Consider the following 25,320-nt stretch of genomic DNA (forward strand, 5'->3'; position numbering starts at 1 on the left):
CGCTGGAAGGCTGGTTTCGGGGGGCCCGTTTTCAGCACCCCCGATGTCAATTCTCCCGGACGCCACCGACATTTTCCGGCCGGCCGAAAAGCTGCGCGCGCTCGGTCAGGAATTCCTGCTCGGCGGCGTTGTCGGTCAGCGCCAGCGCCGCCTCGTACGCCTCGACCGCCTCGGCGTCGCGGCCGAGCCGGTGCAGCAGGTCGGCCTTCGTCGCCGGCAGATAGCGATATCCGGCGAGCCGGCCGTCCTGCTCGAGTTTTTCCACCTCGACTAGGGCTTCCGCAGGCCCGGCCAGCATCGACACGGCGACCGCGCGGTTGAGCGCGACCACCGGCGACGGCCAGATCGCGAGCAGCAGATCGTAAAGCGTGACGATCTCCGACCAGTCCGTCTCGGCATAGCTCGGCGCCTGAGCATGCGACGCGGCGATCGCCGCCTGCAGTGTGAAACGGCCAGGCGCGGCGGCTTTCAGTGCGTCCACGAGCAGCTCATCGGCTTCGGCGATCAACGCCTTGTCCCACCGCGTACGGTCCTGGTCGGCCAGCCGCAGCAACCGGCCGCTGGTGTCCGTACGCGTCGCGCGGCGGGCCTGATGCACCAGCAACAGAGCCAAAAGCCCGGACGTCTCACGGTGATCAGGCAGCAGCAGGTGGAGCATCCGGGCCAGGTCCAGCGCGCGCTCGGCGAGGTCGTCGCGTACCAGGTCGGCGCCGGAGTGCGCGGTGTGGCCGGTCGAATAGAGGAGGTGGATGACGGTCAGCGCGGCGTCGAGCCGCGCCGGCAGGTCACTGGCCGACGGCACCGCGTACGGGATGCCGGCCTTGGCGATCTTCTTCTTCGCCCTGGTCAGCCGCGCGGCCATCGTCGCCTCGGCGACCAGGAACGCCCGCGCGATGTCCGGCGTCGGCACACCACAAACCAGCCGCAGCGTGAGCGCGACCTGCGCCTCGGCACTCAACGCCGGATGGCAGCAGGTGAAGACCAGCCGCAGCCGGTCGTCCGGAAACGCGTCCGGCTCCGGTGTGTCGCGGTCGACCAGCAGCGGCAGCTTGGCCTCGAACGTCTTCTGCCGGCGCAGCATGTTGAGCGCGAGCCGCCTCGCGACCGTCGTCAGCCAGGCTCCGGGCCGGGTCGGTACGCCGTCGCGCTGCCACGCGGTCAGCGCCTGGACGTACGCGTCCTGGACGGCCTCCTCGGCGGTGTCCAGGTCACGGGTCACCCGCACCGTCGCGGCGAGCACGGCGGCCCACTCGCGGCGGTGCGCGTCGGCGACCGCCTGCTCGACGATCAGGGGGTGACCTGGAAGTCGAACAGCGGCCGCACCTCGACCCCGCCGTCCATGATCGGGATCAGCTTGGCCAGCTCGATCGCGTGGTCGAGGTCGCGTGCCTCCACGATCGAGACGCCGGCCAGCGCCTCCTTGGTCTCGATGAACGGGCCGTCGGTCACCACGTCACCGCGGATCGACGTGCCGGTCCAGGTCGGCTCCAGGGCGAGGCCGCCGAGCTCCTTGCCGCCGAGCTCGGCGACCCGGCCCGGCACCTTCTCGTGCTCGGCCAGCACTTCCGGCGGGATGTCGGCCGCTCCGTTGGGAAGCTCCCGTTCGAAAATCAGGATCGCGTACTTCGGCATCAGGTCACCTTCTCCATGTCGGCATTCTTCCCGGTCATCTGGACGACACGCGAGGTGCGCCGGAATCGACACCCGGCTTCCCAGGACTCACCCTATCGAGTAGAATCGAACACATGTTCGAGACAGAGCTCGATGTCGACGCCAGCGTTGACTCCAGGATCGCGGTCAGCGTCGAGCGGATGCTGGCCGGCGCGCCGCCGGACACCGTGATCGACCCGACCCAGCTCAGCAACGACCAGCTCACCGAGCTGATCTGGGCGTGCGAATGGGTGCTGGCCAGGATCGAGGCGCGGCAGCTGGCGGTCACCGCCGAGCTGTTGCGCCGCAAGATCGCGGCCGGCGCGAGCCCCGACGAGGCACAGCAGCGCACCGCCGCACAGCTGCAGGACACGCTGCACATCTCCCGCCGTACGGCCAGATCGCTGGTCGCGACCGCGCAGGAGGTGTGCGACCAGCCGGCCGGGCGGCACACGCTGCACCAGGTGGCTAGCTGACGTCCACCGTCATCGACGGCCAGCCGGTCGCGCCGCTCGGGAACGGGTCCGCGAACTGGCTGGTCTGCGGCTCGCCGGTGCCGTCGGTCGCGCGCGCGAACAGCGTGAAGCGACCACGCGCCGGCGGGGTCCAGTCGAAGACCCATTGCCGCCACGTCTGGTTGCCCGGCACCGGCACCAGCCTGGCCGGCTGCCAGTCGTCCTTGCCCACCCGCACCTCGACCGCCGAGATGCCGCGGTTCTGGGCCCACGCGACACCGGCGACCTTGACCGGCTTGCCGGCGTCCAGCGCGGCTCCGTCGCCGGGCACGTCGATCCGGCACATCGTCTTGATCGGCGCCGGCGCGGCCCACTCCCGCTGGATCCAGTACGGCTGCGGGCCGGCGTTCACCGTGGTCAGCTCCAGGTCCACGATCCACTTGGTGCCGGACACATAGCCGTAGAGACCCGGCACGATCATCCGCACCGGAAAACCGTGCGCGGCCGGCAGCGGTACGCCGTTCATGCCGACCGCGAGCATCGCGTTCGGCGTGTTCATGATCGCCTCGGTCGGCGTGCCGCAGGTCCAGCCGTCCACCGAGCGGGTGAAGACCTGGTCGGCGCCTGGCCGTACGCCGGCCTCCCTGAGCAGGTCGGCGAGCGGCGCGCCGAGCCACCTCGCGTTGCCGACCAGGCCGCCACCGACCTCGTTGGAGACGCAGGCGAGGGTGATGTCGCGCTCGATCAGCGGCCTGGCCAGCAGCTGCGGAAAGCTGATCGTCAGCTCGCGGTCGACCATGCCGTGGATCCGCAGCTGCCAGGTGGCCGGGTTGACCTGCGGCGTGACCAGGGTGGTGTCGATCTTGTAGAAGTTGACGTTCGGCGTGGTGAACCGCGTCAGGCCGTAGATGTCCGGGTCGATGCCGGCCGGCAGCGGTGGGGCGGCGCTGGCCGGTTTCGGCAGCCTGGTGGTGGCGATCGCCTGGGTGACGTTCGTACGCGTGCCGAGCAGCTGTCCGGCACCACCGCCGACCGCCGCGACACCGAGGGTGGCGCACGCGGCGATGATGAACCGGCGGCGGTCCTCGCGAAACCGCTCCTGCTCGCGCATCCGCAGCACCTGCGAGACCTTCTCGCGGGCCCGCTCGACGTCGAAGGTCTCCGTGACCGCCAGGAGCCGGGGGACCAGCAGCCGCAGCGCGACCACTCCGACCACCGCGCCGAGCAGCGACGGCAGCATGTCCAGCTGCGCCGCGTTGGGTGCGGTCATCGCCGCGAGCGCGCCGACCACGCCGAACAGGCCGACACCGGCACAGGCGGCAGTCAGCCAACGGATCGCCAGCAGGCCGAGCAATCCAGCGAACAACCCGAGCAGGATGGTCGTGCCGGCGATGAGCGCGACCTTGTCGTAGATGTAGAAGGTCCGGATGGCCCATTCCTTCAGCCACTCCGGCACGATCCGTACGACCCCCTGACCGACCGCGGTGACCGGCGCCGTCTCCGGGCCGGTGAGCACCGCGACCAGCTGCGCGACGCCGAGCGCCGCCGCCGCGGTCAGCAACCCGGCACCGGCGGCGAGCGGACGCCGCCAGTCGGTCCACGGATTGTGCGGCGCCGCCGCGGTGTCGGCTGGCGGCTGGTCCGTACGAGTGGACACTGGACATGACCGTTCTGCGAGGTGGACGCTGCGACACCATCGTGCATGATCAACGCTCGTCCCGGCCGGCGCCGGCGGACGTATGTAATCAACTCGTTCGATTTGGCGTACGGGAAGATGGCACGGTGACCTGGACGATCCAACCTCGTGCCTGGGACGACCCGGCCGGCGCGGAGCTGCGGCGTCTGCAGCGCGTGGAGCTGGACGCGCGCTATGGCTTCGACGACCACGAGCCCGGACCGATGCCCTCGGAGGCGGACATCGCGGTGTTCCTGGTGGCCGTCGACGACTCCGGCGAAGCCATCGCATGCGGCGCGTTGCGGCCGCTGGACGAGACATCTGTCGAGGTCAAGCGCATGTATGTCGAGCCGGCGGCCCGTGGCAGCGGTGTCGCGACCGCCATCCTGCGCGCGCTGGAAGGCGCGGCGCTCGAGCGCGGCTGGCACACCGTACGGATCGAGACCGGCACCGCACAGCCAGACGCACAACGGTTCTACCAGCGCGAAGGCTACGAGAAGATCCCGCTGTTCGGCAGCTACGTGGGGTCGACGCTGTCGATCTGCTACGAGCGCAGCCTCACGCCGAGTTGACCCATTCCTCGGTGCCGTCGGCGAACACCTGTCGCTTCCACACCGGGATCTGGGCCTTGACCTCGTCGACCAGCCGCGCGCAGGCGGCGAAGGCCTCGGCGCGGTGTGCGCAGGCGACCGCGGCGACCAGCGCGGCGTCGCCGATCTTCAGCATGCCGATGCGGTGGCTCACCGCGACAGCCAGCACGTCCGGCTCGGCGGCGATGGCAGCGGCCACGTCGGCGAGCCGTTGCGCGGCCGACGGATGCGAGGTGTATTCCAGCTCGGCCACCGACCGGCCGCCGTCGTGATCGCGTACGACCCCGACAAACGAGACGACCGCGCCGGCGCGCGGACCGCCGACGGCGGACTCGTGCGCCGCCACGTCCAGCGGCTGGTCGGACACCTCCGCGATGATCACCGGCATCAGTGGTCGCCTCCGTGGATCTGGTCGACGGCGTGGGACAGGATCGGGCCGAGCACCGCCAGGCCGTCCTTGGCCGCGCCTTTCGAGCCGGCCAGGTTGACCACCAGCGTACGACCGGCGATCCCGGCCAGGCCACGGGACAGGATCGAGTGCGGCACCCGGTCGGCCGAGCGGTGCCGCAGCGCCTCGGCGATCCCCGGCACCTCGCGGTCGATGAGCGGCCGGGTCACCTCCGGCGTGTGGTCCGTCGGTGTACAACCGGTGCCGCCGGACGTCAACACCACGTCGACGCCGTCGGCGATCGCCGCGCGCAACGCGTCACCGACCGGCTCGCCGTCAGGCACGACCACCGGCTCGCCGACCTCGGCACCGAGCGACCGCAAACCCTCGACGAGCAGCGGACCTGACGTGTCGGCGTAGACGCCGGCCGCGGCACGGTTGGACGCGACGATCACGCGTGCGGTGAAGCTCATCGGTGCCACTCGCCGGTCTTGCCGCCGGTCTTGGTCTCCACCCGTACGGCGTCGATCACAGCGCGCGGGTCGACGGCCTTGATCATGTCGATCAATGTCAGGCCGGCGACCGTGACCGCGGTCAGCGCCTCCATCTCGACTCCGGTGCGGTCAGCCGTCCGTACGGTCGCGGTGATCGCGATGTCCGACTCGGCCGGCTCCACTTCCACCGTCACACCGTGGATGGCGATCGGATGGCAGAGCGGGATCAGGTCCGGAGTCCGCTTGGCGGCCATGATGCCGGCGATCCGCGCCGTCCCCAGCGCGTCACCCTTCGGCAGGCCCTCGGCGCGCACCAGAGCGACCACCTCGGCGGTGGTCCGTACGACCCCGGTCGCGGTCGCGGTGCGTGCGGTCACGTCCTTGCCGGAAACGTCGACCATCCGGGCCGCACCGGTGGCGTCGACGTGGCTCAACTCGCTCATCACCGAAAGCGTACGGCCCACCGCTGCCAGCCAGCAGGCGGTGGGCCGTACGCGCTCGGACCTTTGTCTAGTTGGAGCTATTGCGCCGCACCAGGAAGACCACCAGCACGACGATCCCGGCCACCACGATCAGGCAGCAGATGATGCCACCGCCGATCAGCCCGATGCCGCCGCCGCTGCTGCGCGACCGCGGCCGGTATTTCGCCAGGATGCCGCCGACCTCGACGGCCTCCTTCACCCCGGGCGTGGCCTGCGCCCAGGCCGCCACCGGCAACATCACCGCGAGGATCGCTCCGGTCACCGCCGCGGAGAGGCGGCCGATCCACTGTTTCATTCGACTCATGCCAGCGATAATCACACAGCCCGGCCACAGCTACATTCCGACGTCCGGCTCAAGCTGGGTAAACCTCGACCTCGGTCGCCTTCAGTGACACCCACACCACGCTGCCGGGCACGAGATCCAGCTCGGCGATCGCGGCTGCGGTCACGTCGGAGGTCGCGGCCAGCGGACCGGCCAGGTCGACGCGTACGCCGTCGGCGGTCGGCTCGAGACCGGTCACCGTGGCCTTCCACACATTGCGCGGACTGCCCTGCGGCCGTTCGCGATAGAGCGCGACGGCCGATGGCCGGAAGCACGCGAAAACCTCGCCCGTCTTCATAGTCGGCGGTTGTACGACCAGCTCCGCGCCATCGACGACGACCCGGTCGGCGGCCAGCCGGCCGCGCACCAGGTTGAGGCCGACCAGCCGCGCGACATAGTCCGTACGCGGCCGCCGGGTCACCTCGGCCGGCGATCCAGACTGCACCACCCGGCCGTCCTCGATCACCACGAGCCGGTCGGCGAGCACGATCGCGTCGAGCGGATCGTGCGTCACGACGATCGCCGGGCGGTCGAAGGACGCGAGGTGCCGGCGCAGCTCGCCGCGCACCTGCACCCGCGTACGCGCGTCGAGAGCGGCAAGCGGCTCGTCGAGCAGCAGCAGGCCTGGCTCGGTCGCCAGTGCGCGAGCCAGCGCAACACGCTGTGCCTGGCCGCCGGACAGATCGCGCGGCTTCGCATGCGCGTGCTCGCCGACGCCGACCCGGTCGAGCCAGCCGGCCGCGATCCGCCGCGCGTCCGCCTTCGGCACGCCCTGGCTGCGCGGCCCGAACGCCACGTTGTCCACCGCGCTCAGATGCGGAAAAAGCAGGTAGTCCTGGAAAACCACGCCGATCCGCCGGCGATGCGGCGGCAGCCGTACGCCGGCGTCGTCGAGCACGTCGCCGTCCAGCTCGATCCGGCCGGAGTCCAGCCGGAGCAGGCCGGCGATCGTGCGTAACGCGGTGGACTTGCCGGCGCCGTTGGGTCCGAGCAACGCCACCACCTCACCAGCCGCCGCGGTCAACTCGATGTCCAGCTGGAACGTGCCGCGGCGTACGGCGATCCGCGCCGACAGGCTCACAGCCGGCTCACCCACTGCTCGCGCAACAATCCGAGCACCAGCAAGGAAACTCCGAGGAGCACGACGGACAGCAACAAGGCGGCGTCCGGATTGGTCTCCAGCTCCAGATAGACCTGCAGCGGCATTGTCCTTGTCGTACCGGGAAAATTGCCGGCGAAGGTGATCGTCGCGCCAAACTCACCGAGCGCGCGAGCCCACGACAACACCGTGCCGGCGGCGATTCCTGGCGCCACCAAAGGCAAAGTCACCCGTAAGAACACGCGCCACGGACTCGCGCCGAGCGTGGCGGCGGCATCCTCGAAGCGGCGATCCGCCGCACGCAACGCGCCTTCGACCGACAAAACCAGGAATGGCAACGCGACGAACGACTGCGCGACGACGACCGCGGCGGAGCTGAACGGCAACGAGAATCCGGTCAGCTGGAAGAGCGGCCGGCCGAGCAGGCCCGTACGGCCGAGGACAGTGAACAGCGCGACGCCACCGACCACCGGCGGCAGCACCAGCGGCACGGTGACCAGGGCGCGTACGACGCTGCGCCCTGGCCAGCCGGGACGAGCGAGCAGCCAGGCCAGCGGCACGCCGACGACCAGGCAGATGACCGTCGACGCGGTGGCCGTCACGACGGACAACTGCAGCGCCTGCAACACCTCGGAGTTGGCCAGCAGCCGCGGCGCCTGCGTCCACGGCGCCCTGACCAGCAGGCCGACCAGCGGGAAGACCAGGAACGCGACCGCGATCGCGGCTGGCAGGAGCATCAGCCGTGGCGCGGCCGCGCCACCGTGGTCATTTCCTCGCGGGGCCAAAACCGGCGGCCTCCAGCACCTTCCGGCCGTCCGCGGACAACACGTACGCCACGAAGGCCTTGGCGGTCGCCGCGTCCTTGGACGCCTTGAGGCCGCAGATCGGATAGGTGGTCACCTTGCTCGACGACTCGGGGAAGTCGATGCCCTGCACCTTGCCCCCAGCGGCGAGCACGTCGGTCTTGTAGACCAGCGCCGCGTCCGCCTCGCCGAGCGCGACCTTCTGCAGCACCGCCTTCACGTCCGTGCCACGGTCGACCGGCTTCGGGGCGATCTTCGCGGCGTCGAAGACCTGTTTGGCGAGCGCGCCGCAGGGGACCTCCTCGGCACACAACACCGTCTTTTTCTTCGGGTCGGCAAAGTCTTTCAGGCCGGTGACGTGCGCCGGATTTCCTTTGGGCACCACGATTTGCAGGCTGTTGGTGAGAAACGGCGTCGCCGCGCCGGCGTTGTTGCCGGCCTTCACGACGGTGTTCATCGTCGAGGTGCTGGCCGCCGCGAACACGTCAGCCGGCGCACCCTGATTGATCTGCGTCGCCAGCGTCGAGGACGCGCCGAAGTTGAAGGTCACCTTGGTGCCCGCGTTGGCTTTCTCGAAGTTGGCGCCGATCTTACGGAACGACTCGGTCAACGAGGCGGCGGCGAACACGGTGATCCTGTGGCTGGCCGCGCCGCTGGACGAGGACGAGCTGGCCGGCGTACCACCACCGCAGCCAGCGAGCGCCGCGGCCAGTGCGACCGCGGCCAGCATGCGAACCTTCATGTCACCAACTCTCTGGACGTGTCGGGGACCTCGACGACCACCTGGGTCGCCTTGATTGATGCCACGGCGAGGACGCCAGGTTCCAGGCCGAGGTCCTCGACCGCCTCCCTGGACATCAGCGACACCACCCGGAACGGCCCACACTGCAGGTCGACCTGCGCCATCACACCGTCCACGATCACCCTGGTGACCAGGCCGGTGAGCGTGTTACGCGCGCTGCGCGGAGTCTGCGAGACCTCCGGGCTGTGCGCGTGCTTCTGCGCGAAGGCGGCCAGGTCGCGGCCTTCGACGACCAACCGGCCGTTTTCGGCGCGTTTGGTGGGAAAACGGCCGGCTTCGGCCCATCGGCGTACGGTGTCGTCGCTGACGCCGAGCAGGCTGGCGACTTCGGAAATCCGGAACTGCGGCACAGCGACACCATACGACCCGCAAGTGCGGCAGGATAACCGGCCGATCGATCAGGCGACGGTGGCGCCAGGCGGCAGCTCGCCGGGAAGCTCGAGGAGGGTGACCGTGCCGTCCGGCGCCAGTCCACCCATCAGCAGGCACTGGCTCTCGAAGCCGGCGATGCGCTTCGGCGGCAGGTTGACCGCGCCGACCACCGTACGGCCGAGCAGCTCTTCCTTCGGATAGTTCGTCACCTGCGCGCTCGTACGCAGCACGCCGACGTGCGGACCGAAGTCGACGGTCAGCCGCCAGGCCGGCTTGCGCGCCTTCGGAAAGTCCTCGACGTCAAGGACCCGGCCGACCCGCAGGTCGACGGAGAAGAAGGTGTCGATCGAGACCGGCGGCTTCGCCGGCAGCCGTTCCGGGTCGTACGGCAGCGTGTCCGGATCGATCTGATGTTGTGCCATGCCACCATCCTTAACGGTCGGCGCTGGTCGCTCGCCACTAGATATTGATGCCGACGAAACCCCGGCGACACGAAGCCGGCCGAGCATTGGTCACATGACCACACAGTTGAGCATCGCGCCGATGGCCGGGACCGAACCCGGATTCATGATCGGCCTGGAGCGGTTCGCGGACGGTCATGCCGTGCTGCACGCCGTGCCGGTCTCCGACAGGACCAACACCGCCGTCTGCGGTGCACGCGTACGGGTCCGCCGGCGCGGCGCGCTGGGGCTGCGGCCTCGGCTCGGCTGCCGTACGTGCGCACGCCACGCCGCCACCGTCCGACAGGCGTCCTAGACAGCCGGGAGCCCCGGCGGATCGCGTCCGCCGGGGCTCCCTCTTTTCTCAGTCAGGACAGGCGCCGTTGCCTGCCTGAGTCCTTACCCGCGGCCGAAGCGCCGCCGGGTGGCGGTGAGCAGGCCACCGCCGAGCAGAGCGAACATCGCGCCGAGACCGGCCAGCAGGCCGACCGGCGTACCGGTCACCGGCAGCGACGCGCCAGCCTGACCGCCGGTGCCACCCACGATCGGCACGACCGGCACGGTCGGCTTCGTCGGAGGCGTGGTCGGTGGGGTGGTGGGAGGCGTCGTCGGCGGAGTGGTCGGCGGAGTGGTCGAGGCGCAGCTCGCCTCAGCCTCGCCGAGCACGGCCACCGCGTTGCCGCAGGCGGTGATCGGAGCGTTGATCGGCACGCTGATGATGGTGTTGCCACCGCCACCGGGGGTCCCCGGAGCGGCCGGCACCTTCACGTCGCACTTGGCGACCGCGCGACCGAGCACCGCCACAGCGCTGCCGCAGACGGTGATCGGGGCGTTGATCGGGGCGTTCACCACGTTGCCGCCACCGACCGAACCACCGCCGTTGGTGCCGCCAGGCGTACCGGGAGCCGGCTTGGTCGAGGTCACCTTGCAGCCGGCGGCCGCGCGGCCGAGCACGGCCACCGAGTTGCCGCAGACGTTGACCGGCGCGTTCACCGGAGCGTTGACCTGGTTGCCGCCGAGCACCGAGCCGGTGCCGTCGGTACGCGGAGCGGTCGAGCCGGCCGGCGCGCCCTGGCTGACCTTGCAGCCGGCGCCGGCCGTACCGAGTGCGGCGACCGAGTTGCCGCACACGTTGACCGGCGCGTTCACCGGAGCGTTGACCTGGTTGCCTCCGCCGACCGACATGCGTCCGTCGGTGGTGGCCGCCTTCGTACCAGCGCCGCTCGCGCTGCCGACCTCACAGCCGGCGAACGCCTTGCCGAGGGCCGCGATGGCGTTGCCGCAGGCGGTGACCGGCGCGTTGATCGGCGCCTGCACCTGGTTGCCACCGAGCACCGAGCCCTTGCCGCTGGTGGTCGAGCTGGCCGACGGACCGGACTGCAGGTGCGGGCCGGAGCCGGAGCCGGAGCCGCCGCTGCCGCCGACCTCGCAGCCGGCGAACGCCTTGCCCAGCACGGCCACCGAGTTGCCGCACACGGTGATCGGAGCGTTCACCGGAGCCTGTACGGCGTTGCCGCCGCCGACCGAGTGAGCTCCGTTGGTCTTGCTGGACGCGGTCGACGCGCTGCCGGAGCCGTGGCCGGTGTCACAGCCGGAGGCGGCCAGGCCGAGCACCGCCACCGAGTTGCCGCAGACCGTGATCGGTGCGTTGACCGGCGCCTGGATGACATTGCCACCGGCCACCGAGCCGTGTCCGTCGGTCTTCGACGACGCGGTGGAACCACCGGAACCGCCTGGCACGTCGCAGCCGGAGGCGGCGAGGCCGAGGACCGCGACCGAGTTGCCGCAGATGGTGACTGGGGCGTTCACCGGCGCCTGCACGACGTTGCCGCCGAGCACCGAGCCGGTGCCGTCGGTCTTCGCGTTGGCGTTGGCTCCACCGTTGCCGCCACCGGCGCGCGTGGTGGTCGGGTGCGGCAGCGGCATCGGCTTCTGGTGACCGCCGCCGGCGAAGGCGTCGCCACCGATCGCGTTGCCGGTGATGGTGATCGGCGCGTTGACCGGCGCCTGCACGACGTTGCCGCCACCGATCGAGTGGCTGCCGTCGGTCGTGGCGTCGGCGCTGGCGCCGCCGGCACCGCCGGTGGCACCGCCGCTGTGGCTGAAGGCCTTGCCGAGCACGGCGACCGAGTTACCGGAGACGGTGACCGGGGCGTTCACCGGCGCCTGCACGACGTTGCCGCCGAGCAGGGAGCCCACGCCGCTGGTCTTACCGCCGGCCTTGGAGGCGTTGCGGTGCGGCTGCGGCTTGGCCTTGGGCAGCACGTTGTGGACGACCTGAGTCGCCTGCTGCGCGGTCGGCAGGTTGATCGCGTGGGTTATCGGGAGCGACGGCGCGGCCTTCGCGGCGGACTCGTCGGCGTGTGCCGCGGCGGCACCCATGACGACGAAGCCACCGGTCAGGATCAGGCCCTGCAGGGAGCGACGTAACCAGATGTTCACAGACCTCTCCTCTGAGATCGGGTGGTGCGGATGACAACTACTCGGCGTCGGACGTGCGCCAGGTATGGCGGTGAGATCCGCAGCGCTGCGGATCCGCCACGTCCGGGACGCGGCGATCTAGTCGGGGGAGACCGACGGTTTCGCTGAACCGTACGGACGATGTGGGGCGAGCCCGTCGGCGTCGACCCTGACAGGGATCAGATCGGCCGGCGTGAACCCGCCGGCGACAGTCGCCACGGTGGTCGGGGCCGACAGCCCCGACGCGCCCGCGCCAGTGGCGCACGGCAGTGCGTCCGGTTTTCCGGCCGGCCAGTAGGGGGCCGGCGGAAGGTGACCGGTCGCGCCGTAGGCGGCTGCCGGCGTCATGCCGTGATGCAACCGCTGTGCCTGCTGCCGCGGCTGCGCCCAGTCCGGGAACCGGTTGCCGGGGGTGAGGGCAGGAGGCGGCGTGACCGCGGACGCCGGCGGAGGCACGGCGACCACGGGAGGGCCCGGAAGCAGTCCGATGGGATGCCGGACGATCGGCAGCGGCAGCGGATCGTCGCCGCCGAGGCGGCCGCCGATCCGGGGCAGCAGGTCGACGACCGGCGCGAGCGGGGACTTCGGGCCGAGGACAGCATCGACCAGGTCGCGTACCGGCGCGGTCTCCGGTTTGTCGACCGCCGTACGGATCTGGTCGGCGAGCGTACGCGCCGGAGTGGCCGGCTGGTTGCCGGTGCCGGTCGCGGGTCGGGACTGGTGCGCCGGCCGGTCTCCGGCCAGCGCCGCGTGATGCGCCTGTGCGGCCGTCTGGATAGCCGCCACGGCCTGACTCACCGTGACCGGTCGGTCAGGCGTCAGGCCGGTGGGATTGGTGCGCGCATCGTCGACTGTGTGCGCCTGCGCCGCGGACGCTGAGGCGAACAGCCACGCGCAGACCGCGAAGAGACCGAGCAACGCCAGCCGGAGAACAAGACGGGTGGATCGCCGCATAGCGGACGCGCTCACATCGTCACCGATACGAGTGGCTCCGTTGCCGTCGATCACATTCGCCCCGATCACTGACCTGTAGTGCTCTTGGTCTCACTCCCAGTGAGCGCTGGAGGGAAGCTACCAAGTGCGTCGCGGACGCGCCAAACACGACATGAACTCTCGGGAGTGTCGCGGCGACGAATCCAGCCCACAGACTGCCAGAGATGTCCGGCTTATGCCACTTCAAAACACCGCAAACCGAGGCATTACACCGAATCGGAAATTATGCGTGAAGGTGATAAACCCATGCCGGCGGAATGTTGGCCAGCACCAGCTCGCGGTCGGTTTGGTGGCTTTCCATACGATCCGCGACGACCGCCTCGACCCGGATCATCCGGACATATTCCCGCTCTCGGCTGGTCAGCAGCTTGACCCGCCGCAACGCCGCGTACGTGAAGAACGAGAGCCGTGCCTTCGGGTCGAGTGCACCGAGCAGAATGTCCAGAATGCCGGACACGGTCTCCGCGTCGAAGTTGGTGAAGGGGAGGCCGCAGACAACCGCGTGATAGCCGGTCGGCAGCTCGATCTCCTGCACCAGGCCGGGGAGGATGCGGACCCGGTCGGCTACTCGGCGTAGCCGCGGGTCCGTACGCAGCAGGTCGGTCATCCAGGCCACGAACTTCGGGTTGGCCTCCACCAGGTCGAGCGTGTCGCCGGGCCGCATCCTGGCCGCGATCCGCCGGGTCACCGCGCCGGTGCCCGGTCCGACCTCAAGCAGCCGCCGTGGGCCGTCCGACGGAGCGCTGTGCAGATGCCGGCACAGCTCGCGGGCCAGTGCCTGGCCGCTCGGCGCGATCGCTCCGGTGGTGTGGAAGTTGCGTACGAACTCGGCGGCGAAGAGCGCCATCGCGTTGCCGCCGGACTGTCGATCGCGCCGTGTCGCTGTCATTTCTCCAACGTACCGACCCGCACACGAAAGACCGGACCCGAGCGACGCTGCTCGGGTCCGGCCTCTTTGCGTTATTCAGTTATGAGCGGGTGGTCAGCCCAGTGGCAGCTGGCCCACCGAGGGCAGCCCGCCGAGGCTGACCGGTCCGTCCTGCAGCGCCGAAGTGGCACCCGAGGCGGCGCCGGAGGCGGATCCGCCGGTCGCGTCACCCGAAGTGGCCTCCTGCAGCGTCGGCAGCTCCGGCACGTCCGGGATCAGCGGCGCGCCGCCGATGCCGGGCAAGCCCTCGGCCACCGGAGCACTGTGGCCCGGCGTCGGGTCCTGGTGCAGGAAGGTGATGCCGTCGCCGATGAACCAGTCGTGCGCGTTGTCGTCGATCTTGAAGCCCGGGAACCCGGTGTGGTTCGTGGTCGGGTCCGCGTTGACGAAGCTGGTGTCGAGGTTCTGCACACCGTTGCCGGTGAGGATCATCAGCCCATTGGCGTTGATCGGCAGCTCCCAGTTGCCGGCGAGCTTGGTGTCGTTGGAGCCGTTGCCGACGTTGACCTGGTCGGTGTTGCTGTTCTGCGAGCCGTGTCCGGTCAGCGCCGCGATCCCGGCCGCCTCGATCGGCGTACGGACGTTGTGGCCCAGCAGGGTGCTGTCCAGCCCGTAGCCCTTGTCACCGGCGTGCGCCTGCGTGACGTTGCCGTTCTGGCTGCCGTCGTCGTTGAAGACAGCCCAGCCCTGGCCGTTGATCGGCGCGTTCAGGTTGTCGGTCAGACCGAAGCTCGCGCCATTCACGGTCGGCGCGTCGACCTGGGTGACGTTGGAGTTCTGCGAACCGTTGCCACCCTCGATCGCCTGGCCGGAGCCGTTCAGCGGCACGTCCCAGTTGCCGAACGCCCGCACCACCGAGCCGAAGCCGGTCGCCGCGCCGTCCGGGGTCAGCAGGCCGCCGTCGGCGGTGTAGACCTGCGAGGTGCTGCCGTTCTGCGAGCCGTTGCCCTGCAGGCCACCCTGGCCCTGGCCGATCACCGGCGTACGCGCGTTGTCCGCGATCCGCACGACCGAGCCCGGGTTGTCCGAGGCGTCCAGCTGGCTGACGTTGGCGTTCTGCGAACCGTTGCCGGTCACGCCGCCCTGGCCCTGGCCGATCACCGGCAGGTTGACGTTGCGGAACAGCGAGATCGCCGATCCCCAGCCGTACGCCTGCATGCCGTGCAGCTGTCCGGGGCCACCGGCGTTCTGCTGCTTGACCGTGCCGTTCTGCGAGCCGTTGCCGACCACGCCGGCCTGACCAGCGCCGTTGGCGGCCAGGTTGGCGTTGTCGGCGCCGTTGATGAACGAGCCGGGCTGGTCCATCACGTCGGACTGCGTCACGTACTGGTTCTGCGCGCCGTTGGCGATGTCACCGGCCTGGCCGGCACCCGCGGCGAGCAGGTTGACGTTGCGGAACAGCTGGATGGCCGAGCCCCAGCCCCACACGTCGCCGCCGCCGGTGGTCGCACCGCCGGCCATCCGCGCCGCGCCGTTCTTGGTGGTCGCGCCGTGGCCACCCTCGTTGTGCTGCTTGACGCCACCGTTCTGGACGCCGTTGCCGACCACGCCGGCCTGGCCAGCGCCGACCCCGAGGAGGTTGGCGTTGTCCGCGCCGGTGATGAACGCACCTGGCTGGTGCTGCTCGTCGGACTGCGTGACGGTCATGTTCTGCGAACCGTTGCCGATCCCGCCGGCCTGGCCGGCGCCGTTGGCGCGCAGGTCCAGGTTGCGGAAGACCTGGCCGAAGCCGCCCCACCCGGCCGCGCCTGCCGGCCCGGTCGACCCCTCAACGGTGGAGTGGTTGGTCTGCTTCACGTCGCCGTTCTGCGACCCGTTGCCGATGATGCCGGCCTGGCCGGCGCCAACGCCGTGGATGATGGCGTTGTCGGCGACGCTGACGGTCTCGCCGGCGCCGGCGCTGTTGGTGTCGCGCTGCGTACGGTCACCGTTCTGCACACCGTTGCCGATGTCGCCGGCCTGACCCGCGCCGGAGACCTCGAAGACCAGGTTCTTCGCACCGTGGATGCTGGAACCGGCTCCGTCGCCGCCCATCGGGCCGGACCCGCTGCCGCCACCGATCGGGCCGGAGCCGCTGCCGTCGTAGGCCATCGCGTGCGTGGTGCCCTGAGTGGTGTTGCTCTGCTTGATGTCGCCGTTCTGCGCGCCGTTGGCGACGACACCGGCCTGGCCGGCGCCCGCACCTTCGACGATCGCGTTGTCGACGACCGAGACGTACGAGCCGGTGCCGCTGGTCGCGGTGTCGGACTGCCACACGTCGCCGTTCTGCGACCCGTTGCCGACCACGCCGGCCTGGCCGGCACCGTCGACCGGGATCCGCCAGTTGCGCGCACCGGTGACCACCGAGCCGTACGAGCCGGCGCCGGCGGAGTGCACGTTGTTCTGCGTGACGTTGCCGTTCTGCGCCACGTTGCCGATGTCGCCGGCCTGGCCGGACCCGGTCACCGGAGTGTTGGCGTTGTCCACGATCGTGACGACCGAGTTGGACGAGTTGGCCGCGTCGTTCTGCGTGACGTCACCGTTCTGCGTGACGTTGTGCGAGTCGAACGACATGCCGCTGCCGTTGATCGGCATGCTCACGTTGCCGCCGCCGGTCAGGATCGACCCGGTGCTGGTGTCGGCGAGGCTCTGTGACACGGCGCCGTTCTGGGTGACGTTGCCGTTGTCGACGTCCAGGCCCTGGCCGTTGAGCGGCACGTTCCAGTTGTCGATCAGCCGGAAGGTGGAGCCCTGCGTGTCGGTGGCCGCGACCTGGGTCACGTCACCGTTCTGCGCGTGGTTGCCGGTGTGGACGGCCGCGCCGTTGGCCGAGATCGGCGAGTTGACGACGCTGAACAGGCCGGAGCCGCCGCCTTCGCCCTGGGTGACGTTGCCGTTCTGCACGTCGTTGCCGGAGTCGATGGTGGCGCCGTTGAGCGCGATCGGCACGTTCCACGCGCCGAGCAGCCGGGTGCCGCCAGCGGTGGTCGGGGTCTGCTCAACAGTTCCCTGCTGGACGCCGCGACCGGAGTCGATGGCCAGCGCGGTGCCGTGGAACGGCGTGTTCCAGTTGCCCAGGATGCCGGAAGAGGGGTCCGCGCCGACGTGCGAGTCGGGGGAGAACCCGGCATCCAGGATCTCGATCTCGTGACCGGTCTGCGTCGGTACGACGACGTACCCGCTGACCAGGCCGAGCATGCCCGGCAGGCCATTGTCCATCGCATCGGCGGCGTTGGTCGCACCGGTGCCGGCGGCCAGGCCAACCGGCAGGCCACCCGTCCCCGGCTCGACCAGCGTGCCTTCGCGAGCCGGCATCGGCTTGGCCTTCGGCGTCTGCACGTAGCGGACCGCGTCGGCGAACTCCGGCGCCTTGTTGCCGATGGTGGTGATGCCACCGGTCAGCTGCTGCGGCGTCGGCGCGTGACCCAGCGCGTCCAGGCCGGCCAGGCCCGGCATCCCGCTCAGGCCAGGCAGGCCAGGCATCCCCGGGATGACCTTCGGCAGGGCGGGCAGACCCGGCAGCGAGCCCAGCGGCAGCGAGGTGGCGACCGGCGAGGCCATGGTGTGCATCGGCTTGTCGTTAGGCAGGATCCCGGTGCCGACCGGCAGCTCGGGAAGTCCACCGCTCGGCAGCGCCGGCAGGCCCTGCGTCGGCAGGCCGGTCGGCAGTGCCAGCCCGGCCATGCTCAGGCCCTGCAGGCCGGTGAGCACCGCGCTCGGGTCGGGGAGACCGCCAAGGCCGGTCGGCAGCGCCGGCAGACCGCCGGTCGGCAGTCCGTCCTTGGGCAGCGCGGCCGGCCGGTTGTCGACGAGTACGCCCTGCACCGGACGGAGCAGACCGGTGTCGGTCGGCACCACCGCGGTGCTGAGCGGCAGGTCCTCCGGACGCAGCACGCCAACCGGTCCGCGGACCGGCAGGTCCTTGGTCGGCAGCCGGTCGCTCAGGCCGGCCAGCGGGCTGGCCTGCCGCGGCGCCGGAGCGCTGATCGGCACTGGCTGGCCGGCACGGTCGATGGCGTCCTGAGCCGACTGCGGCATGTACTGCGCGTACGACGGCGCGGTGTTGCTCGGCGCGGCCTTGGTCACCGGCGCCGACTTGTGCGCGTGCTTGGCTGATGTGTGAGTGCTCGGCAGTGCTGGCGTGGCCGGCGCCTGCGGAGCGACTACGTGAACAGTGTTGCTGACCAGATCGCTGGTCTGCGCGAGCGAGCCGGTCACGTCTCCGAGCGCAGGCGCTGCCTGCTGCACGGAGGGACCGCTCGCGGTGCCGTCACTGCCGCCGACCTCGGCGGCATGTGCGGCTCCGGCGCCTACCACGACAAATCCGGCCGTCAGGATCGCCGCTTCCAGCGACCGACGTACCCACTTGTTCATGGAGTGCTGAACCCCTTCTCTCACTGTGTCTTGGACCGGAATCACTTCCGGATGCGACCCCAAGACCGGCCGCACCCACGCCAGTGCGGCGGCGACGATCGGAAGTCGCGGAGTGCGGAGAGAGGGGGTTCTAGTCGGGTGAGACCGACGGGTCGAGCGCGGCGTTGCGCACTCGCCAGGAGCCGGCCGGACGCGGCTGCGCCAAGCCGGCCGGAGCGGCCACCTCGGGCCGCTGGGCCGGCATCGCCACGACTGCCGTGCCCGCACCGGAGTGCGCGGCACCGACCGGAGCGGTGCTCGGTGCCAGGTCCGGCAGGCCGGAGCTGGCCGGCTGCGGAGCGGGCAGGGAGATCGGCGCGGTCGTACGCGGCTGCTGTGGCGCGATGGCGACCGGCAGCGCGACCCGCGGGGCGGGCTGCGCGTGATGCGTCACCACGGTGATGTGGTGCTTGGCGTGTCCGGTGTGCACCGGAATGGCCGCCTTCGCCGGCGCCAGGTCGAGAGCCGGCAGCGACGAGGTCACCAGGCCGACGGTCTCGCCGACCGGCTTGACCACCTTGCCGACGGTGGCCGTCACCGAGGTGAGCGGACGGTCGACCGCCGTGTCGTCGGCGTCCTTGAGATCGACCAGCTGGTCCAGCGCGCGCACCGGCGCGCTCGCGGTCGTACGGCTGGCGGCGTGATCGGTCAGGTCGGCGATGCTGTCGGCGTGCGCGGCACTGCTGAGCAGCGTCAACGCGAGCCAGCCGCCGATCGCGAGGCCGAGGACGATCGCCAGCCGGGTGATGGCACGCGGACACCCACCAACGAGGCCGGACCGGCCTTCGTCGAGTGCGACCACGTTGTCCACCTGACTCCCTGTACTGACGACGCGTCGCAACGTATCTCGGCGATCCACCGAATACAACTCAGATCACCGCGTGTCCGGCGTGGCGGGAGGAAGCAGACATATCGCAGCGCATGTCCGGATTGCCGGGATCACCCGGCGTGACCTGCGACGACACCGGGCGTACGGTCGCGCCGTCAGTTGGCGCGACCGAATTTGCCGGTTTTCTTCCCATCGGCGTGTCGCGAAGCCGGGTCCGATCAGCCGCCGGTGGACATGTCCACGAACCGGCTGAAGTGGCCCTGGAAGGCGACCGTGATCGTGTCGGTCGGTCCGTTACGGTGTTTGGCCACGATGAAGTCGGCCTCGCCGGCGCGCGGCGACTCCTTCTCGTAGTAGTCGTCGCGGTGCAGCAGGATCACCATGTCGGCGTCCTGCTCGATCGATCCGGACTCACGTAGATCGGACAGCTGCGGACGCTTGTCCGTACGCTGCTCGGGACCACGGTTGAGCTGCGAGACCGCCACCACCGGCACCTCCAGCTCCTTGGCCATCAGCTTGAGGCCACGGGACAGCTCGGAGACCTCCTGCTGCCGGCTCTCCACCCGCTTCGGCGAGCTCATCAGCTGCAGGTAGTCGACCAGGATGAAGCGCAGGTCGTGCCGCTGCTTGAGCCGCCGCGCCTTGGCCCGGATCTCCATCAGCGTCATGTTGGGCGAGTCGTCGATGTAGAGCGGCGCCTCGGAGATGTCACCCATCTGCCGGGCCAGCTTGGTCCAGTCGTCCTCGGACAGCTGACCGGACCGCAACGCGTGCAACGGCACCCTGGCCTCGGCCGAGAGCAGCCGCATCACGATCTCGATCTTGGACATCTCCAGCGAGAAGATGACCGAGGTCAGGTGGTTACGCACCGAGCAGGACCGCACCCAGTCCAGGCCCGCCGTCGACTTGCCCAGGCCCGGCCGGCCGGCGACGATGATCAACTGGCCGGCGTGGAAGCCGTTGGTGAGCCGGTCCAGGTCGACGAAGCCGGTCGGCACGCCGCTCATCACGTCACCGTGCGCGCCGATGGCCTCGATCTCGTCCATCGCCGGCTGCAGCAGCTCCTCGAGGATCGTGTAGTCCTCGGACGTACGCCGCTCGGTCACCTCGTAGACCGCCTGCTGCGCCAGATCCACCACGTCGTCGACGTCGCGACCGGAGCCGACCGTGCCGGAATAGCCGAGCTGCGCGATCCGCGTGCCGGCCTCGATCAGCCGGCGCAGCACCGCGCGCTCGGCCACGATCCGTGCGTAATAGCCGGCGTTGGCGGCGGTCGGCACGCTGGCGATCAGGGTGTGCAGATAGCCGACGCCGCCGACCCGCGGCAGCTCGCCGGACTCGGTCAGCGCGGCCGAGACGGTGATCGGGTCGGCCGGCTCGCCGCGGCCGTACAGGTCGAGGATCGCCTCGAAGATGATCGCGTGCGCCGGCCGGTAGAAGTCGCTGTCCCGGAGGATCTCGACCACGTCGGCGATCGCGTCCTTGCTCAGCAGCATGCCGCCGAGCACGCTCTGCTCCGCGGCGATGTCCTGCGGCGGCGTGCGGTCGAACTCCGGCACGCCGGCCAGCTGCGGCGATCCTCCCATCGGCCGATCGTCATCGGACCGTCCGGCCGGAACCGCCTGCACCGACACTTGAGCCGCTCCCTTACCCCGCTGATCCGACCACGTTGTCCACTCCTCCGGCACACAGCACCGGCGGCCGGTGATGCTCTCACACGATATCGTACATGTGTACGAACAGCATCACCTGTCGCGCGCGCACGGAGCACCACCGAAGGCAGAGCTGCCGACGTTACGGGCTGCGCCAGCCGGCGGCGAACCACCCTGTGGACGTGTCGGTGCACAGCTTGTGGATAACCAGCTACCACCCTGTGGACAGTGTGTGCGCCGGATTGTGGAAAACCTGTGAACTACTCGTCACAGACGTCGGTCTTGCTGCGGGAACGACATCCACCAGCTGGGGATAGAAGAAAGATTTCTCCGCTAGCCGAGCAGCGCGCGTAGCTCGGCCGAGCTCGCGTTGCCGCCGGTGCAGACCACCGCGACCCGCTTGCCGGCGAACTTGTCGCGTACGCCCAGCAAGCCGGCCAGCGCGGCCGCTCCGGCACCTTCGGCGAGCAGGTGCGTCGCGGACAGCATCAGCCGCTGCGCGGCGCGGATGTCCGCGTCGGACACCAGCAGGAAGTCGGCCAGCCGGCCGGCGATCAGCCGCTGCGGCAGCTCGAAACCGCGACCGGTGGCCAGGCCGTCCACGTCGGTACGGTTTGGCCGGCTGACGCACTCACCAGCCAGCCACGACGCGTACGCCGCCGGTGCGGCGGCCGACTGGACGGCAATGATCTGACAGGCGGGGGCCAGCTCGGCCGCCGCCAGCACCGCGCCGGCGGCCCCGGTGCCGCTGCCGACCGGCACGAAGATCGCGTCCAGCTCGGGCTCGGCGCGCAGGATCTCCGCGTACGCGGTGGCCACGCCGGCGATCAGCGCCGGCTCGTTGGCCGGGCTCACCAGCCGCAGGCCGTCGCGCTCGGCCAGCTCACCGGCGAGCCGCTGGGCCTCCTCCATCCGGCCGTCGGCGAGGACGACACGCGCGCCAAGTGCCTCGACCGCCGCCAGCTTGTCGGGGTTGGGGTTCGCCGGCATCACGACTGTGCAGGCGTTGCCGGCCAGCCGTGCGGCGTAGGCGATGGACAGCGCGTGGTTGCCGGTCGAGTACGTACACACGCCGCCGGACAGCTCCGCCATCAGGTTGATGCCGCCGCGCACCTTGAACGCGCCGACCGGCTGCGTGTTCTCCTGCTTGACCAGCACGTCCGCGCCGACCGCCGCGTCCAGCAGCGGATAGGACCACATCGGCGTCTGTGGCAGGTGACCGGCGATCCGGTCGGCGGCGGCGACTACGTCTGCGAAAGTCGGCATGCCTCGAGCGTCGCGGCCGCACCACCTATGCGTCCAATGCCAGATGGCCGATAAACCTATCGATACGATCGATACATGTTGGATGTGACGCGGCTGCGCGTGTTGGCGGCGGTCGCGCGGCACGGATCGGTGACCGCTGCGGCTCAGGCGCTGCACTATGGCCAGCCGTCCGTCAGCCATCACCTCGCGCGGCTCGAGGCCGAGACCGGCGCCGTGCTCACGCAGCGCGTCGGTCGTGGCATCCGGCTCACCGAGGCCGGCCGCCGGCTGGCCGAGCGCGCCGAGGAGATCCTCGGCCGGCTCGACGCGGCGGAGGCCGAGCTGGCGGAGCTGTCCGGCCTGCACTCCGGCCGGGTCCGGATGGCCGCTTTCCCGTCCGCCGCCGGCACGTTCGTGCCGCAGGCGATGGCGTCCTTTCGCCAACGCCATCCCGGCATCGAGCTGACGCTGGTCGCCGCCGAGCCGCCAGAAGCGCTGCAGCTGCTGCGCGGCGGCGAGGTCGAGATCGCCGTCGCGTTCGACCACCGGCCGATCGACGAGCCTGACCTGCGGCTCACGCCGGTCCTGACCGAGAAGATCTTCCTGGTCACGCCGGTCGACGACACCGGCTCCGAGCTGACCGCATACGCGGACGCTGAGTGGATCGCCGGCTGCGAGCGCTGCCGGCAGCACCTGGTGCGGGAGTGCACGCGGACGGGGTTCGCGCCGCGGATCGCCTACACCACCGACGACTATGTGGCCGTGCAGAACCTGGTCGCCGCTGGCCTCGGTGTCGCCACGCTGCCGGAGCTGGCGCTGCGTGCCGTGCGGCATCCAGGCGTACGAGTGTGCGAGCTGCCGGGTCAACGGCGGCAGGTGTTCGCCGCCGTCTACGGCCAGCCGCCGGACCCACCGGCGACGACGGCGGCTCTGCAGGCGCTGGCGGCCGTAGGCTGAGCGCATGTGGTGGCCGTACGTCCTGATCGGCGTTTGTGCTGTGGTGTTCTTCCTCATCGCGCTCGCTGTGGCGCGGGCCTCCGGCCGGATCCCGGCGCGGCCCGCGGCCGGGCCGATTCACCAGGTGCCGATCGGCCCGGACACGCTCGTGGAGATCAGGGCCAGCCTGGCTCGCGGCCAGAAGATCCTGGCGATCAAGCAGCTGCGCGAGGCGACCGGACTCGGCCTCGCCGACGCCAAGAGGCTCGCGGACGCGATGGAGGCCGGCCATCAGCCGCCGTCGCGTGGTGGTCAGGCGTCGGAGCGGAAACCAGACCTGGCGCGGCGCGTACGCGAGCTCCGCGCCGCCGGCCGGGACATGGAGGCCGTCCAGCTGGTCGCCGACGAAACCGGCATGGGCCTGGCCGACGCCGAGCGCTTCGTACGTTCACTCGACTAGACCGCGGCCTTCACCCTAGACAAGCGAAGGCCCGGACGCGGGATGGCGTCCGGGCCTGTCGGCGATTGCGAGCTGCTACTCGGCGACGACCTCGAGGGTGAGGGTGGTCTCGACGTCCGGGTGGATGCGCACGTGTACGTCGTGCTTGCCGGTGGCCTTGATGGCCCGGGCCAGCTCGACCTTGCGGCGGTCCAGGTCGGGGCCGCCGGCGCGGCGCACCGCGTTGACCACGTCGACCGAGGTGATCGAGCCGAACAGCCGGCCACCCTTGCCGGCGCGCGCCGCGAGCTTGACGTCCAGGCCGTCGAGCTGCGCCTTGATCTCCTGCGCGTGGCCGAGGTCGCGCACCTCGCGGATCTTGCGGGCCCGCTTGATGGTCGCGACCTGCTTCTCGCCGCCCTTGGTCCAGGCGATCGCGAGGCCGCGCGGCATCAGGTAGTTGCGGCCGTAGCCGTCCTTGACCTCGACGATGTCGCCAGGCGCACCGAGGCCGGTCACGTCGGTGGTGAGGATGAGCTTCACGTCAACCTCCCCTTACCGCGCGGTGCTGGAGTATGGCAGCAGGGCCATCTCCCGCGCGTTCTTGATCGCCTTGGCCACCTGCCGCTGCTGCTGGCTGGTCACCCCGGTGACCCGGCGTGCACGGATCTTGCCGCGGTCGGAGATGAACTTCCGCAGCAGCGCGGTGTCCTTGTAGTCGATGTAGGTGATCTTGTCCTTGTCGAGCGGGTTCGCCTTTTTCTTCGGCTTCCGCACCGGTGGCTTCGCCATGTGTTCCTCTTTCACCATGCGCCGCGCCGCCGGTGTGTCCGCCGGGCGGCGCGGGAAAATCAGCTGTCGATTAGAAAGGCGGCTCTTCGGAGTAGCCGCCACCGCCGCCGCCACCGGCCGGCGCGGCCGCCGGGGTGGCCGAGGCCCACGGGTCGTCGCTCGGGGCCGGCCGCGACTGACCGCCGCCACCGCCGGAGCCATAGCCGCCGCCGGACGAACCCGAGCGGCTGGTCTTGCTCACCTTGGTCGTCGCGTAACGCAGGGACGGGCCGATCTCGTCGACCTCGCACTCCACCACGGTCCGCTTCTCACCCTGAGCCGTCTCGTACGACCGCTGCTTGAGCCGGCCCTGCACGATCACCCGGGTGCCGCGGGACAGCGACTCCGCCACGTTCTCGGCCGCCTGCCGCCAGATCGAGCAGCGCAGGAACAGCGCGTCGCCGTCCTTCCACTCGTTGGTCTGCCGGTCGAACATCCGCGGGGTGGACGCGACGGTGAAGTTGGCCACGGCGGCCCCACTCGGGGTGAACCGCAGCTCCGGGTCCTCGGTCAGGTTGCCGACGACGGTGATAACAGTTTCGCCTGCCATGTCAGGTCCTCCTCGTGCGCGCGCTCGTCTTCGCGTCTATGCGATCTACCATCCCGCCTGTGTACGACAGTTTCGTCGAAGGCCGGGTGGTGAGTCGCGGCGGATGCGCGCGAGCGGCTAGCGGAGCTCCGGCCGGAGCACCTTGGTGCGCAGCACGGACTCGGTCAGGTTGAGCTGCCGGTCGAGCTCGGCCACCGCGTCCGGGTCGGACTGCACGTCGATGACCGCGTAGATGCCCTCGGCCTTCTTGTTGATCTCGTACGCGAGCCGACGGCGGCCCCACACGTCGACCTTCTCCACCGTGCCGCCGGCGTTGCGCACGACGGACAGGAACTGGTCGAGGGACGGGGCCACGGTGCGCTCGTCCAACTCGGGATCGAGGATGACCATGACTTCGTAATGACGCGCCAGCGTACCCACCTCCTATGGTCTCGGCGGCCACGGTCTCTCCGTGGCAGGAGGGTATGTGCGTCGATCCTCACCACACAGGTGA

General features: G+C 70.4%; 28 protein-coding genes. 5 read left to right on the forward strand and 23 right to left on the reverse strand.

From position 1 onward, the window contains the following. Positions 1-46: 46 nt before the first annotated feature. Positions 47-1,288 carry an RNA polymerase sigma factor gene (locus tag GNX95_RS37825; RefSeq protein ID WP_425483954.1) on the reverse strand — a complete coding sequence of 414 codons (1,242 nt, stop codon included), beginning with the start codon at positions 1,286-1,288 and terminating at the stop codon, positions 47-49. After that, on the reverse strand, positions 1,288-1,632 hold the full coding sequence (locus GNX95_RS37830) for a YciI family protein (protein WP_163512593.1): 345 nt from the start codon (positions 1,630-1,632) through the stop codon (positions 1,288-1,290). Before GNX95_RS37830 ends, GNX95_RS37825 begins: the two co-directional genes overlap by 1 nt. 113 nt (positions 1,633-1,745) lie before the next feature. On the opposite strand from GNX95_RS37830, the gene GNX95_RS37835 reads away from it, so the two are divergent. Next, entirely contained in the window at positions 1,746-2,126 is a 381-nt protein-coding gene (locus GNX95_RS37835; protein WP_163512594.1) for a hypothetical protein, read from the forward strand. Here GNX95_RS37835 and GNX95_RS37840 read toward each other — a convergent pair. Next, on the reverse strand, positions 2,119-3,762 hold the full coding sequence (locus GNX95_RS37840) for a molybdopterin-dependent oxidoreductase (RefSeq protein WP_163512595.1): 1,644 nt from the start codon (positions 3,760-3,762) through the stop codon (positions 2,119-2,121). The two genes, GNX95_RS37835 and GNX95_RS37840, sit on opposite strands and share 8 nt — an antisense overlap. Before the next feature lie 125 nt (positions 3,763-3,887). Between GNX95_RS37840 and GNX95_RS37845 the strand changes: the two genes are divergently transcribed. Further along, complete coding sequence (locus GNX95_RS37845; RefSeq protein ID WP_246281911.1) at positions 3,888-4,352, forward strand: GNAT family N-acetyltransferase; 465 nt, start codon at positions 3,888-3,890, stop codon at positions 4,350-4,352. Here the strand turns inward: GNX95_RS37845 and GNX95_RS37850 are convergent. From GNX95_RS37850 to GNX95_RS37890, 9 genes are all read right to left on the reverse strand, one after another. Next, the gene (locus tag GNX95_RS37850; RefSeq protein ID WP_163512597.1) at positions 4,339-4,758 is read right to left on the reverse strand and encodes a molybdenum cofactor biosynthesis protein MoaE; all 420 of its coding nucleotides are present in this window, start codon (positions 4,756-4,758) and stop codon (positions 4,339-4,341) included. The two genes, GNX95_RS37845 and GNX95_RS37850, sit on opposite strands and share 14 nt — an antisense overlap. Continuing rightward, the gene (locus GNX95_RS37855; RefSeq protein WP_163512598.1) at positions 4,758-5,231 is read right to left on the reverse strand and encodes a MogA/MoaB family molybdenum cofactor biosynthesis protein; all 474 of its coding nucleotides are present in this window, start codon (positions 5,229-5,231) and stop codon (positions 4,758-4,760) included. Before GNX95_RS37855 ends, GNX95_RS37850 begins: the two co-directional genes overlap by 1 nt. Beyond that, positions 5,228-5,695, reverse strand: coding sequence for a cyclic pyranopterin monophosphate synthase MoaC (moaC, locus tag GNX95_RS37860; RefSeq protein WP_163512599.1), 468 nt, complete (start codon positions 5,693-5,695; stop codon positions 5,228-5,230). The genes GNX95_RS37855 and moaC overlap by 4 nt, the downstream gene beginning before the upstream one ends. 67 nt (positions 5,696-5,762) lie before the next feature. Next, positions 5,763-6,038: a hypothetical protein gene (locus tag GNX95_RS37865; RefSeq protein ID WP_163512600.1), complete on the reverse strand. Its 276-nt coding sequence runs from the start codon at positions 6,036-6,038 to the stop codon at positions 5,763-5,765. 49 nt (positions 6,039-6,087) lie between these two features. Continuing rightward, the gene (locus GNX95_RS37870; protein WP_163512601.1) at positions 6,088-7,137 is read right to left on the reverse strand and encodes a sulfate/molybdate ABC transporter ATP-binding protein; all 1,050 of its coding nucleotides are present in this window, start codon (positions 7,135-7,137) and stop codon (positions 6,088-6,090) included. Next, positions 7,134-7,892, reverse strand: coding sequence for an ABC transporter permease (locus GNX95_RS37875; RefSeq protein WP_163512602.1), 759 nt, complete (start codon positions 7,890-7,892; stop codon positions 7,134-7,136). Before GNX95_RS37875 ends, GNX95_RS37870 begins: the two co-directional genes overlap by 4 nt. A gap of 28 nt (positions 7,893-7,920) precedes the next feature. Next, the gene (gene modA / locus GNX95_RS37880; protein ID WP_163512603.1) at positions 7,921-8,700 is read right to left on the reverse strand and encodes a molybdate ABC transporter substrate-binding protein; all 780 of its coding nucleotides are present in this window, start codon (positions 8,698-8,700) and stop codon (positions 7,921-7,923) included. After that, positions 8,697-9,110 (reverse strand): TOBE domain-containing protein, encoded by a 414-nt coding sequence (locus tag GNX95_RS37885; protein WP_163512604.1) that lies wholly within the window; start codon positions 9,108-9,110, stop codon positions 8,697-8,699. The genes modA and GNX95_RS37885 overlap by 4 nt, the downstream gene beginning before the upstream one ends. A 48-nt stretch (positions 9,111-9,158) precedes the next feature. Next, on the reverse strand, positions 9,159-9,554 hold the full coding sequence (locus GNX95_RS37890) for a tRNA-binding protein (RefSeq protein WP_163512605.1): 396 nt from the start codon (positions 9,552-9,554) through the stop codon (positions 9,159-9,161). 94 nt (positions 9,555-9,648) lie between these two features. Between GNX95_RS37890 and GNX95_RS37895 the strand changes: the two genes are divergently transcribed. Then, positions 9,649-9,888: a hypothetical protein gene (locus tag GNX95_RS37895; RefSeq protein WP_163512606.1), complete on the forward strand. Its 240-nt coding sequence runs from the start codon at positions 9,649-9,651 to the stop codon at positions 9,886-9,888. 83 nt (positions 9,889-9,971) lie between these two features. Here the strand turns inward: GNX95_RS37895 and GNX95_RS37900 are convergent, their stop codons facing one another. The 7 genes from GNX95_RS37900 to GNX95_RS37930 form a co-directional block, all read right to left on the reverse strand. Further along, the gene (locus GNX95_RS37900) at positions 9,972-12,014 is read right to left on the reverse strand and encodes a chaplin family protein (protein WP_163512607.1); all 2,043 of its coding nucleotides are present in this window, start codon (positions 12,012-12,014) and stop codon (positions 9,972-9,974) included. Between the two features lie 117 nt (positions 12,015-12,131). Continuing rightward, on the reverse strand, positions 12,132-13,001 hold the full coding sequence (locus tag GNX95_RS37905) for a hypothetical protein (RefSeq protein WP_163512608.1): 870 nt from the start codon (positions 12,999-13,001) through the stop codon (positions 12,132-12,134). Between the two features lie 247 nt (positions 13,002-13,248). Further along, the gene (locus GNX95_RS37910; protein WP_163512609.1) at positions 13,249-13,914 is read right to left on the reverse strand and encodes a class I SAM-dependent methyltransferase; all 666 of its coding nucleotides are present in this window, start codon (positions 13,912-13,914) and stop codon (positions 13,249-13,251) included. A 93-nt stretch (positions 13,915-14,007) separates the two neighbouring features. Next, positions 14,008-18,306, reverse strand: a complete 4,299-nt coding sequence (locus GNX95_RS37915) for a beta strand repeat-containing protein (protein WP_163512610.1) — start codon at positions 18,304-18,306, stop codon at positions 14,008-14,010. Between the two features lie 130 nt (positions 18,307-18,436). Then, on the reverse strand, positions 18,437-19,156 hold the full coding sequence (locus GNX95_RS37920; protein WP_163512611.1) for a hypothetical protein: 720 nt from the start codon (positions 19,154-19,156) through the stop codon (positions 18,437-18,439). A 236-nt stretch (positions 19,157-19,392) separates the two neighbouring features. Then, positions 19,393-20,760: a replicative DNA helicase gene (gene dnaB / locus GNX95_RS37925; RefSeq protein WP_163512612.1), complete on the reverse strand. Its 1,368-nt coding sequence runs from the start codon at positions 20,758-20,760 to the stop codon at positions 19,393-19,395. 399 nt (positions 20,761-21,159) lie between these two features. Next, positions 21,160-22,092, reverse strand: coding sequence for a threonine ammonia-lyase (locus GNX95_RS37930; RefSeq protein WP_163512613.1), 933 nt, complete (start codon positions 22,090-22,092; stop codon positions 21,160-21,162). A 75-nt stretch (positions 22,093-22,167) separates the two neighbouring features. On the opposite strand from GNX95_RS37930, the gene GNX95_RS37935 reads away from it, so the two are divergent. Together GNX95_RS37935 and GNX95_RS37940 are read left to right on the forward strand one after the other, a co-directional pair. Next, positions 22,168-23,028 carry a LysR family transcriptional regulator gene (locus GNX95_RS37935; protein ID WP_163512614.1) on the forward strand — a complete coding sequence of 287 codons (861 nt, stop codon included), beginning with the start codon at positions 22,168-22,170 and terminating at the stop codon, positions 23,026-23,028. Positions 23,029-23,032: 4 nt separating this feature from the next. Further along, positions 23,033-23,467, forward strand: coding sequence for a 50S ribosomal protein L7/L12 (locus GNX95_RS37940; protein WP_163512615.1), 435 nt, complete (start codon positions 23,033-23,035; stop codon positions 23,465-23,467). 75 nt (positions 23,468-23,542) lie between these two features. On the opposite strand, the gene rplI is transcribed toward GNX95_RS37940, so the two are convergent. The 4 genes from rplI to rpsF form a co-directional block, all read right to left on the reverse strand. After that, entirely contained in the window at positions 23,543-23,989 is a 447-nt protein-coding gene (rplI, locus tag GNX95_RS37945; protein WP_163512616.1) for a 50S ribosomal protein L9, read from the reverse strand. A 12-nt stretch (positions 23,990-24,001) separates the two neighbouring features. Next, positions 24,002-24,238, reverse strand: coding sequence for a 30S ribosomal protein S18 (gene rpsR, locus GNX95_RS37950; protein WP_163512617.1), 237 nt, complete (start codon positions 24,236-24,238; stop codon positions 24,002-24,004). Positions 24,239-24,308: 70 nt separating this feature from the next. After that, positions 24,309-24,827: a single-stranded DNA-binding protein gene (locus GNX95_RS37955; RefSeq protein ID WP_163512618.1), complete on the reverse strand. Its 519-nt coding sequence runs from the start codon at positions 24,825-24,827 to the stop codon at positions 24,309-24,311. 117 nt (positions 24,828-24,944) lie between these two features. Next, positions 24,945-25,238, reverse strand: a complete 294-nt coding sequence (rpsF, locus tag GNX95_RS37960; RefSeq protein WP_281357018.1) for a 30S ribosomal protein S6 — start codon at positions 25,236-25,238, stop codon at positions 24,945-24,947. Positions 25,239-25,320 lie beyond the last annotated feature (82 nt).

The organism is Fodinicola acaciae (genome assembly GCF_010993745.1).
Lineage (GTDB): Bacteria > Actinomycetota > Actinomycetes > Mycobacteriales > HKI-0501 > Fodinicola > Fodinicola acaciae.

Coding starts and splice junctions, on each gene's coding strand:
- modA (WP_163512603.1), bottom strand. CDS start 8,700: ATGAAGGTTCGCATGCTGGCCGCGGTCGCACTGGCCGCGGCGCTCGCT.
- dnaB (WP_163512612.1), bottom strand. CDS start 20,760: ATGGGAGGATCGCCGCAGCTGGCCGGCGTGCCGGAGTTCGACCGCACG.
- GNX95_RS37930 (WP_163512613.1), bottom strand. CDS start 22,092: ATGCCGACTTTCGCAGACGTAGTCGCCGCCGCCGACCGGATCGCCGGT.
- GNX95_RS37835 (WP_163512594.1), top strand. CDS start 1,746: ATGTTCGAGACAGAGCTCGATGTCGACGCCAGCGTTGACTCCAGGATC.
- moaC (WP_163512599.1), bottom strand. CDS start 5,695: ATGAGCGAGTTGAGCCACGTCGACGCCACCGGTGCGGCCCGGATGGTC.
- GNX95_RS37955 (WP_163512618.1), bottom strand. CDS start 24,827: ATGGCAGGCGAAACTGTTATCACCGTCGTCGGCAACCTGACCGAGGAC.
- GNX95_RS37850 (WP_163512597.1), bottom strand. CDS start 4,758: ATGCCGGTGATCATCGCGGAGGTGTCCGACCAGCCGCTGGACGTGGCG.
- GNX95_RS37865 (WP_163512600.1), bottom strand. CDS start 6,038: ATGAGTCGAATGAAACAGTGGATCGGCCGCCTCTCCGCGGCGGTGACC.
- GNX95_RS37935 (WP_163512614.1), top strand. CDS start 22,168: ATGTTGGATGTGACGCGGCTGCGCGTGTTGGCGGCGGTCGCGCGGCAC.
- GNX95_RS37895 (WP_163512606.1), top strand. CDS start 9,649: ATGACCACACAGTTGAGCATCGCGCCGATGGCCGGGACCGAACCCGGA.
- rpsR (WP_163512617.1), bottom strand. CDS start 24,238: ATGGCGAAGCCACCGGTGCGGAAGCCGAAGAAAAAGGCGAACCCGCTC.
- GNX95_RS37875 (WP_163512602.1), bottom strand. CDS start 7,892: ATGCTCCTGCCAGCCGCGATCGCGGTCGCGTTCCTGGTCTTCCCGCTG.
- GNX95_RS37915 (WP_163512610.1), bottom strand. CDS start 18,306: ATGAACAAGTGGGTACGTCGGTCGCTGGAAGCGGCGATCCTGACGGCC.
- GNX95_RS37855 (WP_163512598.1), bottom strand. CDS start 5,231: ATGAGCTTCACCGCACGCGTGATCGTCGCGTCCAACCGTGCCGCGGCC.
- GNX95_RS37890 (WP_163512605.1), bottom strand. CDS start 9,554: ATGGCACAACATCAGATCGATCCGGACACGCTGCCGTACGACCCGGAA.
- GNX95_RS37910 (WP_163512609.1), bottom strand. CDS start 13,914: ATGACAGCGACACGGCGCGATCGACAGTCCGGCGGCAACGCGATGGCG.
- GNX95_RS37830 (WP_163512593.1), bottom strand. CDS start 1,632: ATGCCGAAGTACGCGATCCTGATTTTCGAACGGGAGCTTCCCAACGGA.
- GNX95_RS37940 (WP_163512615.1), top strand. CDS start 23,033: ATGTGGTGGCCGTACGTCCTGATCGGCGTTTGTGCTGTGGTGTTCTTC.